The sequence below is a fragment of the Photobacterium sp. GSS17 genome (assembly GCF_028621875.1).
Taxonomy (GTDB): Bacteria; Pseudomonadota; Gammaproteobacteria; order Enterobacterales; family Vibrionaceae; genus Photobacterium; species Photobacterium ganghwense.
In genome coordinates, this window is record NZ_CP117518.1 from 1,731,092 (window position 1) to 1,744,890 (window position 13,799).

Annotated in this window: 13 protein-coding genes; 5 read left to right on the top strand and 8 right to left on the bottom strand. The window is 51.6% G+C overall.

What is annotated here, in order from left to right; genetic code table 11:
* The first annotated feature begins 168 nt into the window (after positions 1-168).
* Positions 169-474, top strand: a complete 306-nt coding sequence (locus PGW97_RS24195) for a monooxygenase (RefSeq protein WP_273860077.1) — start codon at positions 169-171, stop codon at positions 472-474.
* 900 nt (positions 475-1,374) lie between these two features.
* Here PGW97_RS24195 and PGW97_RS24200 read toward each other — a convergent pair.
* Positions 1,375-2,256, bottom strand: a complete 882-nt coding sequence (locus PGW97_RS24200; RefSeq protein ID WP_217391352.1) for a bile acid:sodium symporter family protein — start codon at positions 2,254-2,256, stop codon at positions 1,375-1,377.
* A 73-nt stretch (positions 2,257-2,329) separates the two neighbouring features.
* Positions 2,330-3,022: a Crp/Fnr family transcriptional regulator gene (locus tag PGW97_RS24205; RefSeq protein WP_273860078.1), complete on the bottom strand. Its 693-nt coding sequence runs from the start codon at positions 3,020-3,022 to the stop codon at positions 2,330-2,332.
* Positions 3,023-3,129: 107 nt separating this feature from the next.
* Between PGW97_RS24205 and PGW97_RS24210 the strand changes: the two genes are divergently transcribed.
* Together PGW97_RS24210 and PGW97_RS24215 are read left to right on the top strand one after the other, a co-directional pair.
* The gene (locus tag PGW97_RS24210; RefSeq protein ID WP_273860079.1) at positions 3,130-3,753 is read left to right on the top strand and encodes an HD domain-containing protein; all 624 of its coding nucleotides are present in this window, start codon (positions 3,130-3,132) and stop codon (positions 3,751-3,753) included.
* Positions 3,754-3,870: 117 nt separating this feature from the next.
* Positions 3,871-4,620: a class II aldolase/adducin family protein gene (locus tag PGW97_RS24215; RefSeq protein WP_047885009.1), complete on the top strand. Its 750-nt coding sequence runs from the start codon at positions 3,871-3,873 to the stop codon at positions 4,618-4,620.
* A 77-nt stretch (positions 4,621-4,697) separates the two neighbouring features.
* On the opposite strand, the gene PGW97_RS24220 is transcribed toward PGW97_RS24215, so the two are convergent.
* Genes PGW97_RS24220 through ltnD form a run of 6 tightly spaced genes read right to left on the bottom strand, consistent with a single transcriptional unit; the run spans position 4,698 to position 10,803 of the window.
* A complete protein-coding gene (locus tag PGW97_RS24220) occupies positions 4,698-6,188 on the bottom strand; it encodes a GntP family permease (protein ID WP_273860080.1) in 1,491 nt (496 codons plus the stop codon).
* Positions 6,188-7,156: a D-erythronate dehydrogenase gene (gene denD / locus PGW97_RS24225; RefSeq protein WP_047885006.1), complete on the bottom strand. Its 969-nt coding sequence runs from the start codon at positions 7,154-7,156 to the stop codon at positions 6,188-6,190. Before denD ends, PGW97_RS24220 begins: the two co-directional genes overlap by 1 nt.
* 39 nt (positions 7,157-7,195) lie before the next feature.
* The gene (gene otnI / locus PGW97_RS24230) at positions 7,196-7,972 is read right to left on the bottom strand and encodes a 2-oxo-tetronate isomerase (RefSeq protein ID WP_273860081.1); all 777 of its coding nucleotides are present in this window, start codon (positions 7,970-7,972) and stop codon (positions 7,196-7,198) included.
* Positions 7,972-8,604: a 3-oxo-tetronate 4-phosphate decarboxylase gene (gene otnC, locus PGW97_RS24235; RefSeq protein ID WP_273860082.1), complete on the bottom strand. Its 633-nt coding sequence runs from the start codon at positions 8,602-8,604 to the stop codon at positions 7,972-7,974. Before otnC ends, otnI begins: the two co-directional genes overlap by 1 nt.
* Entirely contained in the window at positions 8,597-9,856 is a 1,260-nt protein-coding gene (otnK, locus tag PGW97_RS24240) for a 3-oxo-tetronate kinase (RefSeq protein WP_273860083.1), read from the bottom strand. Before otnK ends, otnC begins: the two co-directional genes overlap by 8 nt.
* A gap of 5 nt (positions 9,857-9,861) precedes the next feature.
* Entirely contained in the window at positions 9,862-10,803 is a 942-nt protein-coding gene (gene ltnD, locus PGW97_RS24245) for an L-threonate dehydrogenase (protein ID WP_273860084.1), read from the bottom strand.
* Between the two features lie 235 nt (positions 10,804-11,038).
* On the opposite strand from ltnD, the gene PGW97_RS24250 reads away from it, so the two are divergent.
* A complete protein-coding gene (locus tag PGW97_RS24250; protein WP_047885001.1) occupies positions 11,039-11,797 on the top strand; it encodes a DeoR/GlpR family DNA-binding transcription regulator in 759 nt (252 codons plus the stop codon).
* Between the two features lie 881 nt (positions 11,798-12,678).
* Positions 12,679-13,758, top strand: a complete 1,080-nt coding sequence (gene alr / locus PGW97_RS24255; protein WP_273860085.1) for an alanine racemase — start codon at positions 12,679-12,681, stop codon at positions 13,756-13,758.
* Positions 13,759-13,799 lie beyond the last annotated feature (41 nt).

Genomic DNA, 13,799 nt, shown 5'->3' on the forward strand with positions numbered 1-13,799 from the left:
TGGCTTATTCAGCTTGATCTATTCAGTCTGAGTCTGCTTTTCTGAGCGCCGGTTCCAATTAAAAACCCACTCACTCCTTCATAATAATGCCGAAACAAGCTGCTACTGAGCCAGTAGATAACCAGCTGGTTCTACAGACTCGTCGGCTCAATTAACAAGGAGTGAAACATGGCAAAATTACTACAGGTCGATTTTGAATTTAATGGCCCTTTTGGTGAAGAAATGGCGAGGGCACTGACCGAACTGGCAGAATCGATCAATCAGGAACCAGGTTTAATCTGGAAAATCTGGACAGAAAACCAGGCCGAGCAACGTGCAGGCGGGGTCTACCTGTTTGAGGACGAAGAAAGCGCTAAAGCGTATCTGGACATGCACTCAGCTCGACTGACACAAATGGGCATTCGGGATATCCGGGGCTACATTTTTGATGTCAATCAGCCGCTGACCGCGGTTAACCAAGGCCCTGTGGCATAGAGTAATGTCGCGTAAAGTCCTGTCACGTAAAGTCCTGTGGCGTAATGTTCCACAGCGAAAAACTCCGTAACGAAAAGCTCCGTAGCGTAAAGCCCTGTGACATCAATATTGGCCACGCCGGTTTTTGTGGACAATATTTTCCATGACAAGGCTTGCAACTTCAGCCTCGTCGAGATTTTCAGGACTCGTCCAACGCTGGTAACCCGGAGGTTGGTATCACGTCACCCACCCGGAATACGACAGCCTTTTCTGGTACAAAAATTTTACGGATACATGAAAAAACGGCCCTGAGCTTGCGCTCAGGGCCGTTTCCCGTTCCGTAAAAATCCTGTGTTCCAAGCAGGATAGTCTGGGTGCCCCCAGTGTCAGGCCAACACCATCTTTCAATGCTATTGAGCCTTATACCACCTCCCTGAGAGGGAAGTAGTGAAAATGCTTTCGATTTGAATGTCTCAAATCTGGAGCCAATTTATCACATAATTTTATTAATGCAAAAATTATTTTAATCATTAACTGATTTTTTGAATATCACCTTACTATGTGAGAATAGGAAACTGAGGCGGGATACATAGCTAAACCATCGCATGCCCCATCCTAGCCTCAGAAAATAGATGAAAAACCATACAAAAACCTGTAAGAATGATCAAAACACACCATCTTTGCCAGACAGTCTGCAATACGTATAGTCGTGCAGCCAAACAAGACTTACAGAAAAAGTTGAATGGTGCCTTGATAAACCATCACCTCAAACCAATAAACAAGGCAACCCACTGCTGCAACACTCAACTACAACCACAAAATATCAATTATTTTTTAGTTTATTGGATGCTATTCAACAATTTTGACTCTCACATCCCTCAGACCCCCAGTAACAAAGGTTTCCAAGCCGCAGGATACACTTCACGCTTTGCTTGCCAGAGATGACCTCTGCACTTGTCGGCCACCGACCACCAGCAACGCGCCCAGCAGGAACATACTCAGGCTATACACCACAATCGGCAATGACATTTCACTGGAGCCCAGTAACGTCAGTGTAACCATCAACGCCAGAGTGCTGTTTTTCACTCCCAACTCAACCCCTAAAGCCAGCGAGTCCGCTGTCGGGAGTCTGGCCAGCCTTCCGGATATAACCCCGGCACAGACACCTAACCCGTTGAGAAGAAGCGCCGCCGGGCCAGCCTGAACCAACAGCGCCGGTAATTGTGCGCCAATATTCAGAACAATATTGATCACCAGCAAAAACAGGGTCAGTGCGCCTAACTTATTGACCCAGCTTTCAGCCCGTAGCGCCCAAGCAGACCAGTGGTAACGAATCGCCATACCGATCATGACAGGCAGCAGCACCACCCCAGCCATCATGGCGACCGTTTTACCGACCGGTAAAGTAAAGGTCATCGCCGTGCCACTGAACAGCTCCAGGGCATAGCCGGTCACTACCGGCAGTGACAGAATCGTCAGCAGACTGGCGGAAACGGTCAGTAAGATTGACAGTGCCACATTACCGCGAGCCAGCAAAACAAACAGGTTTGACGTTGTTCCTCCCGGACAGGCGGCAATGACGACCAACCCGACAGCCATCGCCGGGGATAAATTCAACCCCCAGGCCAGCCCGAATGCCAGGATAGGCATAATCACGATCTGGGCGAATGTTCCGATGACCAGCCCTCGTGGTTGCAGGGCAATCCGGCGGAAGTCAGCACTGGTGAGTGTCATGCCGATACCGGTCATGATAATAAACAGCGATACCGGTAATCCGATGGATATAAGTGGGGTTGATTCCATTCTGAGCCTCCTTGCTTCAATAATCACACATCGATGCTTTCAGCAAAGCAGCCTCAGGGGCTGGTTCACTGAACTATTCCAGTTTTCGTACGTAGTGGTCCATCACTTCAGGGTTCAGCACGGTGACCCGACCGTATTCCAGTTTCAGTAAGCCTGCCTGTTCAAACTGCTTCAGCACTTTATGCACGCCCTGTCGGGTCATCCCCATCATGTTGGCAATATGTTCACGGGTCACCCGCACACTGAATGGCAGATCGCCCAGAGACTGGCCGCGCTGATATTCCGCCAACAACAACAATCGACGGCCAATACGCGCCTCCATACCTCGGAGCGCATCATCTTCAATCACCGAGATCGCCGACCATAAACGCCGACTCAGCAGATCCAGTGCGACGGCGTAATTTTCAGGGTATTTGCTTAACAACTGGCGGAACTTATCACCCGGCAATTCAATCAGGGTGACGTTACTGTGTGCCGTTGCTCCGTAGACTCTTGCCATACCCGGCGAAAACACGTTATCGCCAAACCAGGTGCCAGCCTCAAAAATCATCAACGTGGCTTCCTGTCCGGTTGCGCTGACAGAATTAATCCGTACCGCACCTTCAGCAATCACCGATAACGCAGAATGCCGATCACCTTTGTCATAAATCAGCGCTTTCTCTTCAAAATTCCGCACTTTTGCGATGGCAACGGCTTCAGCAATCCCTTGCTCCGGCAATCCGGACAGTATCGGACACCCCTGTAACACCTTGTTAACATCTATCATGGACTCAGCCTACGTCATAATTACTCAGTACAATGTCAATGATTTAACATTTTGCCGGGCTTTTCTGTGCTCTCATTAAACAAATCGTTAACAAAAGGAAAAAGATGATGGCACTTTATGATTCCCCAAAAGCCGCTTTTACCGACATGGCGAACGGCACGGCTGAAGACTGGCAAATTATTGCGAAAGAATTTGGCGAGTTCGCCGCCGAGTTACCAGACAGAATCATGACTCACCTGAATTTACTGAGTGGCGATTTCGGCGGGTTTCCGGTTGATCGACTGACTCACTGTCTGCAAACCGCCACGTTCGCCTATCGCGACGGTAAGGATGAAGAATACGTGGTGTGTGCGCTGCTTCATGATATCGGCGATACACTGGGCTCATACAACCATGCCGACGTGGCAGCGGTTCTGATCGAACCATTTGTCAGTGAAGAAAATCACTGGATGATTAAGCATCACGCCATTTTCCAGGGGTACTACTTCTTCCATTACCTGAATATGGACAGGTATATGCGAGATGCTTATCAGGATCATCCCTATTTTGAACGCACCCTGGAGTTTGTGACCAAATACGACTCCCCGGCCTTCGACCCGAAAGGTGACACCCTGCCTCTTACCTTTTTTGAACCTATGATTCGTAAGGTGTTTGCCAAACCGGTGCGCTCGCTCTATAAGCCGGCGCAGGAAAAAATGCATCGGGCTACGGTGGACGCCGTTCAGAACTAAGCCTTACCTAGCCCACCAGCAAGTGACAGTACAATCAGACTTAGTGGACAGTGCCCATTTGGGGCTACACCACATCGTATAAAACATTATATGGAACATCGCCCACAGGAGGTGAGTATGAGCAATTCGTTGAAACATCAGGTCTCTGAAGAAGAATGGAAACTACGGGTCGAACTGGCCGCCTGTTACCGTCTGGTCGCCCTGTTCGGCTGGACCGATTTGGTATTCACCCATATCAGTGCCCGCATTCCAGGGCCAGAGCACCACTTTTTGATCAATCCGTATGGGTTGATGTTTGATGAAATCACCGCCTCCAACCTCATCAAAGTGGATCAGCAGTGCCGCAAGCTCAGCGACAGTCCTCATCCGGTCAATCCGGCCGGGTTTACCATCCACAGCTGTATTCACGATGCCCGCCACGACGTTGGTTGTGTGCTGCATACCCACACCAAAGCCGGCGTCGCCGTGAGTGCTCAGAAAGACGGCATTTTGCCGATCAGCCAGCAGTCTACCTTTGTTTTGTCGTCACTGGCCTACCATGACTATGAAGGCGTCGCCGTTCGGGAAGATGAAAAACCGCGCCTGCAACGTGACCTGGGAGATGCCACTTTCTTTATGCTGCGCAACCACGGTTTACTGACGGTGGGCAACACCATCGCCGATGCCTTCCTGGCGATGTATGCCTTCGAAACCACCTGTCAGATACAGCTAGCCGCCCAGTCCGGCGGAAACGAACTCATTCATATTGAGCCGACAGTCGTCAGCTCCATTACCGAAGCCCTGAAAGTACAGGGGCTCGACGGTGAATTCATCTGGCCGGCACTGATGCGTAAACTGGATCGCTTGGATCCGAGTTATAAAGAATAATGCCTCAGCGTTTGCCTGATATAAAAAAACCGCCCGTGAATGGGCGGTTTTTGCTTAGTCGAATAGAGGAGAGGCGCCTACAGAGCCGTCTGCACCATCGGCTTACTTTGCGACTTTACAAAGTAAATGCAGCCAGCCAGTACCAGCAGAGGAACAACAGGGTCAAACCAGCTACCGTGAGTGCCGAACAGCAGGTTCAGAATCATCACCAGCGTACCGCCAATTGCCCAGGCAATTGTCGTTGGAACCGTCCAGATCACCAGTTGCTTACGTACTTCGGTTACGCCCATCAGACGGTTCACGATGTGGAACAAGCTGTCATTGAAGTAACCAGCAAACAGGCTGCCCATGGTTGCCGCAGAGGCAGCAAACAGCATGTTGATTCCTTCCATTTCAGCCAGTACAGGTGCAGAAATGGATGCCGCAGTAATCATAGAAACGGTACCGCTGCCCTGAATAACACGAACCAGAGTGGCGATAATAAACGGAATCATGATAGGTGAAATTGACAGCGCAGCAATCTGGTTGGCAATTTCAGCCCCAGCACCTGACTCACGCAGCACACTCCCCAGCGCACCACCGGCACCGGTCACCAGCAGGATAATCCCTGAAGTTGAGATCCCTTCTTCCAGCTTGTGTGTCGTCGTTGCTTTGTCCAGGTACGGTGTCAGGGTGTAAACCGCCAGTAGTGTACTGATTGACAGAGCAATTACCGGGTGACCCAGGAAGTTAATGGTCGCGCCCAAGGCACTGACCGACAGCCCTTCCATACCCAGCTGCTTTTCAGCCAGAGACATCAGCGATTTCACCAGAATCAGCAGAATCGGTACCACAATCGGCATAATAGACTTGGTCAATGACGGCAGGGTTTTCGACGCCTTCGACGCCATGTAGTCGTCATGAACTTTCTTCAGATCACCGGATTCGTGTGCCAGCGTTGGTGGTGCCATGTACTCAGGGAAGTGGTTCTCCAGCCAGCGAGCGTACATAACGATGCCGTAGATACATGGCAGAGCAATCAACAGACCCAGACCCAGCATAGAGGCGATATCAACCCCGAAAATGCTGGCCACACCCAGCGGTCCCGGTGTCGGCGGAATACAGTGGTGCGCCACGACCAGACCACCGGCCAGTGCCACAGTCAGCGTCAGAATAGAACGCTGTGACGTTTTCGCCAGCGACTTAGCAATCGGGTACAGAATAATGAGTGCGCTGTCGACAAACACAGGGATACTGACAATGTAACCGGTAATGGCCAGCGCCATTTCCTCACGCTTTTTCCCCAGCCACTTGATGAAATGGTAGGCGATAGATTCGCCGGCGCCGGATGTTTCCAAAATGGCGCCCATCATAACCCCAAGGCCGATGACAATCCCGATACCGCCCAGTGTGCCGCCAAAGCCTTTGCTGATTGCGGCCATGGTATCGTCAACACTCAGGCCGCCAATCAAACCGGCGATACAAGCTGCCGCCAACATGGCAATCAGGACGTGGACACGGGTACGCAGAACCAGAAAAATCAGAACAAATACAGCAATAATCAAACCAATAACTGAAATAGGTAACATTACACCGCCTCCTCTTCCGAGACCGGATACTGACTCAGATACGCAGCCAACACCGATTGAAAATCACGATCGGCCTTAAAGCCCAGCGCCCGTTCTTTTTCATTGTTGAACGCTTGCGGCCAGCTCGCCACAATGCGTTCAATCGCCGGATCCGGCTCATTACTGACCAGCTCGACCCGCGCAGGATTGACGGCTTCGGCCATCGCCGCCAGCATAGTGGCCGGGGTAACCTGAATCCCTGGCAGGTTAAAGGTACGGAAGCCCTGAATGGCATCCGCCGATAACTGGCTGGCGTGAATAATGTTGTCAATCACCGTTTCAGGACTAGAGATCCACAGCGGCAGATCCTGTGCAACCGGGCAGTTGGAACGCTCGCCTTTAAGCGGCTCACGGATGATCCCGCTGACAAACGAGGACGCGGCTTTGTTTGGCGTGCCCGGACGGATACAGATAGTCGGCAGACGCACGGTGATGGCATCGACCAGACCGCGACGGCCGTAGTCGTTTACCAGCAGCTCACACATGGCTTTCTGGGTGCCATAGGAGGAACTTGGCTGAGTGGCCGTCATCGGTTCAATCACCGCCGGTAGCTCGCCACCGAATACCGCCAGCGAACTGGAGAACACAAAGCGGATGGCCGGATTGACCTGACGGCATTTTTCCAGCAGCAGTTGAGTAGCGACCAGATTAACCTTAACCCCCAGGTCGAAATCTTCTTCCGCGTGGCTCGACACAATGGCCGCAAGGTGGAAAACATGGGTGGTTTCCTGGTCGACAATCATGTCGACATCAGCCGCATTGGTGATATCTGCAACCACAGAAGAAATGCGCGCGTCAGTGATCGCCGTTTCCGGTAGTGGCACCCGATCCACCACTTTCAGTGAGGCAATATCAGGGTAGCGGTTAAGTAGGGTACGGGTCAGCATGGCGCCTAAAAACCCGGCGCCACCAGTAATTACGATGTTCATAGGATTGTCCTTGTCGTGATATCTAATTTGTACTTCCTGTTACAGGTACGGTGTTACCCAGTTCAGGCCTTCTTTTGTGCCTGTTTTCGGGTTGTATTCGCAGCCAATCCAGCCGCTGTAGCCCGCCTGATCCAGCGCGGCAAAAATATGGGGGTAATTCACTTCGCCCTCTGACGGTTCATGACGAGCCGGTACAGAAGCAATTTGGACGTGACCAATGGTCTGCGCCAGATCCCCGATCATGGTCGTCAGATCACCGTCCATGATCTGGGCGTGATACACGTCAAACTGCAGTTTCACGTTCGGGCGATCTATACGCTCGATAATCTTCGCCGCATCCCGCTGATGGGCAATGAAATAGTTCGGTACGTCCCGGCTATTTAACGGCTCAATCAGCAGCGTAATGCCATGCTGCGCGAACTGGTCGGCGGCGTAGCGAATATTGGCGACAAACGTTTCTAGGTGCTGCTCGTCGCTGAAGCGAGGATCAATGATCCCGGCCATGGCATGCACTTTCGGGCACCCTAACACCCTGGCGTAATGCAGTGCGGTGTCCACACTGTCACGAAATTCTGCTTCACGCCCCGGCAAAGCGGCCATGCCTCGTTCACCGCTGTCCCAGTTGCCCGGCGGCATGTTAAACAACGCTTGTTCCAGCTGGTTTTCCTGTAACAGTGCAGCCAATTCATCGGCTTCGAATGCGTACGGAAACAGAAATTCCACCGCCTTAAACCCAGCCTCACGGGCCAGCGCAAAGCGCTCCAGAAACGGCTGCTCGGTGAACAGCATGGTAAGATTTGCAGCAAAACGGGCCATTATTTCCCTCTCCCTTTCAGGTCAGTGACTTCACCGTCAGTCAGATAACGGATTGCCTTGCCGTCAAGCATCAGCGCCAGCTTGGCGGTTTCTTCCAATTCCTCGGCGTTATCCACGGCGTCACACAAATCCGTTCCGGTTACCACCGGGCCATGATTGGCCAGCAGAAACGCCCGGTAATCCGCCGCGCGGTTTGCCAGCTCAGTGGCAATCTGTGGGTCGCCCGGACGCAGGTACGGGATCACCGGCAGTTGTCCAACCCGCATCACGTAGTACGGTGTAAAAGGACGAATCGCATTGTCCGGATCCAGACCTTCCAGACACGACAACGCGGTCAGATAAGTTGAGTGCAAGTGGACGATGGCATTGCACGCCGGGTTATTACGATAAATCGCCAGATGGAACGCGACTTCTTTCGACGGCTTGTCACCGGAGAGATGCTGACCGTCGATGTCTACCACCGACAATCTCTCAGCGTCCAGACGACCAAACGACGAACCCGTTGGTGTTGCCAGAAAGTGACCGTCAGGCAGTTTCAGCGAGAGGTTTCCCGCGCCGCCAGTGGCATAACCCCGTTCAAACATGGAACGCGCCAGGCTCACCATCTGCTCTCTTAATTGTTGCTCAGTCATGGATATACCCTTGTGCTGTCGTAAAGAACTGTTCGTCACCAAAGTTGCCGGATTTCAACGCCAGCGAAAGTGGCTGGTCGATGGCTTTAACCCACGGTACACCCGGTGCAATTTGCGGTCCGATGTGGAAACCTTTTACCTTCAGGCTTTGCGTCACCACGCCGGAGGTTTCACCACCTGCGACAATAAAGTTGGTCACGCCGTGCTGTTGCAAACGCTGAACCAGCTGATGGAAAAACTGTTCAACCGCTTGACTGGATGCCTGCGCACCAAATTCCGCCTGAATCGCATGGAGCATTTCCGGCTCAGCGGTGGCGTACACCATCGGCGCCAACTTGCCGCCCAGATGAGAGGCCACCCAGTCAAACACAACGTCAACATAGTTGGATTCACTCAGGCACCGTTTCACATCCAGCGCAAAGTGCGGTGCTTGCGGCTGGTAGGCCGCTACTTGACGGTTCGTCATGACCGAGCAGGAGCCGGATAAAATCACGGTGGGGCCAGAAACCGGCTGGCCAGCTTGCATCGCGTCAGACTGATCGGACAGGGACTCAGACCAGTTTTGCGCAATCCCGGCAGCCAGTCCGGAGCCGCCGGTGATCAGTGTCAGATGGCGGCAAGCCTCACCAATCGCAGCCAGATGTTGATCGTTAAGCGTGTCGACCACGGCATAGCGATAGCCCTGCTGTTTGAGTTCCGCAAAACGCGCCGCAACATTGTCAGCCCCCAGCTCAATTTCTCGGTAGCTCACCAGACCGGTTTTTCCGGTTGCCTGGGCATCCATCAGGCGCATCAGGTTGGCATCTTTCATTGGCGTAACCGGATGATTTCGCATCCCGGATTCACTGAGCAGATCGCCCTGCACAAACAGATGCCCCTGGTACACGGTACGGCCGTTGACCGGCAATGATGGACAGATAATGGTAAAAGCCTCGTCCAGCGCGTCCAGCAGCGCATCTGTCACCGGGCCGATGTTGCCTTCCGGTGTACTGTCGAACGTCGAGCAATATTTAAAATAGAATTGCTGGCAACCCTGAGCCTGTAACCACTTCAGCGCGCTGACCGACTGCGCCACAGCCTCATCGACTGGGCAAGAGCGGCTTTTCAGGCTGATCACAACCGCATCCGCTTCTACTGACACGGCTTCCTGCGGAACGCCGTTTAGCTGAATGGTTTTCATCCCGTTGGCGACCAGAAACCCAGCGATATCCGTCGCACCGGTGAAGTCATCGGCGATAACACCTAATAACATCGTCCTTACTCCTTGTTCGGCAGCGTAATACCCGGGAAAATTTTGATGACGGCACTGTCATCTTCTTTCCCATAACCGGCATTGCTGGCAGTGGTAAACATGTTGAGGGCCGTACTGGCCAAAGGCAGCGGGAAGTGGAGTGATTTGGCAGTGTCGGCCACCAGCCCCAGATCCTTCACAAAAATATCCACCATGGATTTCGGGCTGTAATCACCGTCCACCACATGCTTCATTCGGTTTTCAAACATCCATGAATTGCCGGCAGCATGGGTTACTACGTCGTACATCAAATCCAACGGGATATTGGCGCGCGCCGCCATTGCCATGGCTTCCGCTCCCGCTGCAATGTGAACGCCGGCCAGCAGTTGGTGAATGATCTTTACCGTAGACCCCATGCCGATCTCTTCCCCAACGGTATAGACCTGACTGGCTACCGCCGATAGCACCGGCTCCAACTGGGCAAAGACAGCTTGCGGACCAGACGCCATAACGGTCAGCTCACCCGCCGCCGCTTTAACAGCGCCGCCGGAAATTGGCGCATCCAGCATCGGCAATGAGTAAGTCGCCAGATCAGCCGCAATCGCTTTGGCATCTTCCGCAGAAATCGTGGCGCACACCATCACCGGGGTCTGAGGCTTTAATGCCGCAGCCAGGCCAGAATCAAAAAGGACGGTACGCACTTGTTGGGCATTGACCACCAGCACGACAACCGCATCCAGTTCCTGAGCAAAAGCAACAGCACTGGTTGAAGTCGCTTTGGCACCACAAGACGCCAACTCTTCTAACGCGGCGGGATTCACATCAACGCCATACACGTTAAAGTCGGCACGCAGGCAGGATTTCGCCACCCCCATGCCCATCGAACCGAGTCCAATCACCGCGACCGATTGCATTTTGCTCATCGAACTACCCTCATTGATTGTTATATTTTGTGAATTAATGTTCATGTTTGTGATTCTAGCTGCTAATCGAAACATTACTGCAATACTCATCACAAAAATTAACATTGAGTGATTTGTTATTTGTGAATGTGTGTGAAGAAAAGAACGACACGAATGTTAAAAAATGCAATAACAATAGGTTACTGACACCATCACACTTTCACTTAACAAATATTCACATCACTGCGTGATATCGTGTTATGATTTTTTCGGGTTTGATAAATAAAGATGAGTGAGAAATATGATTCCTGCCGAGCGTCAACGAGCCATTTTGGCGTTATTGAGTAACCAGCAAGTCATCAGTATCAATGAGCTGACCCAGCAACTGGATGTGTCACACATGACCATCCGCCGTGATATTGCCAAACTGGAAGCTGACGGCCGGGTCATGTCGGTATCCGGCGGGGTCCAGCTGACCGAGTCCATCCATCTTGAATTGCCGCATGACGATAAGATCACTCAGCAGCGGGAAGAGAAGGTAAAGATTGGTTTGCACGCTGCAGAGTTGATTCGCCCGCACTCCACCATCTATTTAGATGCCGGAACCACCACCCTTGAAATCGCTCATCAGCTGACTCAGCGAGCAGATTTAACCATCATCACCAATGACTTTGCGATTGCGGCGTACCTAATGGCGAATTCGGAATGTGTGCTTTACCACACGGGCGGAAAAGTCGACCGGCACAATCAGTCCTGCGTCGGCGAAAAGGCGGCAAACCTGCTGCGTGAGATGAATATTGATCAGGCGTTTGTGTCCACGTCATCCTGGAACCTGCGAGGGATCTCTACCCCAAGCGAAGATAAAGTACTGGTCAAAAAGGCTATTGTCGCGGCAGCACAGAATAACTATCTGGTTACCGACTCGTCGAAGTATGGTCGGGTAGCGACCTTCCATGCTGTCGATATCAGCGGCTTCGACAAAGTAATCACCGACAAATTCTTCCCGCAAAGCTGTATCCAGGACTTTGCCGAGCGAGGCGTGGAAGTTATTACGGTTTAGGCGAAGTACGGTATAGGCTGAGATAGATATATAGATAGATAACATTAGCTTCCCGGCGCAGGGCTTGCCATTCTCTTTGGCAGCTCTGCGATACATCCCCCCACCCAATACATCTCTTATCTTTTCATTTCACGCTCACCCGGCAGGCTTCTCCTCTCTTTTCCCCTTAGGCGGACCATATGTTGGGCTGATGTTAACACCCCTTCTTTCACCGACCTTTCTATCAATACTGCAAAACTGAGCTGTCCTTTTCTCATAATGACCTTCTTTACTAGAAGATGCTAAAAATTTCAGCAGATGCAGCATTTTCACCAAGCAAAAATCAAAACCGCAGCATTGGCAACATTATGAGACTTCAAATTATTCACAAAATAACGAACATTTAACTACATCAAGAAATAAAAACGGTATTAACGATTAACATTTGTTAAAAATTCAAAGTACCATTCTTTAAAATTTCGTATAGACTATGTCAAAAATAACTATTCACCAAAACGTAGAATACGTGAATGGGTGCCTGAAAAACGTAAGATCGAGTTGGTCGAAAACACTGCAGCATTGCAGTCAAGATGTCTTCATTCATAAACCGCGTCAGTTGGCTCAACCTGATAGCACAAAAATTAAAGAATAAGACAAACAGCAAACAGACCAACCAGTATTTCATGAAATTTCAGGACACGACTTCATGGATATATTCCCCATCAAACGGGAAATCGTCAGGTGAACACGGATGTAAGCCGTCGGAAAGTGAACCTTATTCCCTCCTCTCCCATCGCCCACCCGTGAATTTTTATCCAGTAACAATACATAAAAGCTAAACATAAAAATCATAAGGCGTTCCTGTAAACGCTTGAGTGTAGTCAGTCGCACAAGGAAAGAACATGGGTAGAGCAGCCACCGCCACTATTAATTTAGATGCATTTCGTCACAACTATCGTCTGGCAAAATCAGTCGCACCAGAACAAAAAGCTATTGCGATTGTTAAAGCCGACGCCTATGGCCACGGTGCAGTGAAACTGGCCTTCGCGCTGGAAAACGAGGCCGATGCGTTTGGGGTCGCCTGTATCGAAGAAGCCATTGAACTGCGTGAAGCCGGCATCAAACAACCTATTCTGCTGCTGGAGGGTTTCTTCACAGAAGACGAACTACCCGTCATCAGCGACAACAACTTCTGGTGTGCCGTTCACAGCCTGGAGCAAATCGACATCATTGCTCGCAGTCAACTGAACCAGCCTGTGAATTTCTGGCTGAAAATGGACAGCGGCATGCACCGTCTGGGCGTCAGCCCACAGGACTACCGTCTGGCCTACGATAAATTACGCAGCCTGCCGCAGGTGAACGAGATTGTCCTGATGAGCCATTTTGCTGACGCCGATGCTTTCGGCAGTGCAATCACCGCCCAGCAAATCAGTTGTTTTGAAGAGATCTCCCGTGACATTGACGCGCCGGTCAGTATTGCCAATAGTGCCGCGGCCATGGAGCATACCTCCACCCGCCGTGAATTCCAGCGTCCGGGTCTGATGTTGTACGGATCAAGCCCGTTTGAAGCTGCTCAGCCAATGGCCGAACAACTGCAACCTGTAATGACACTGACCTCGGAAGTGATTGCGGTGCGCGAACTGGGGCCGGGTGATGGTGTGGGTTATGGACACCGATTCGTGTGTGACGGCCCGACTAAAGTCGGCACCGTGGCGATTGGCTATGCCGATGGCTATCCGCGCCATGCCAAAGACGGCACGCCGGTTCTGGTCAACGGCCAGCGTACCCGCATCATTGGCCGTGTCTCAATGGACATGCTGACGGTAGACCTGACCCATATCGACGATGCTCGCGTGGGCGCGAAAGTCGAGCTGTGGGGTGACAACCTGCTGGCTGCCGAAGTCGCTCCTTACTGCGATACCGTGCCTTACACCCTGTTCACCGGCATCACCCGCCGTGTTCACAAAAAGTATATCGGCTAAACCGACTCTGTTATTGCCATAAAAAAACCGCCAGCATTGCT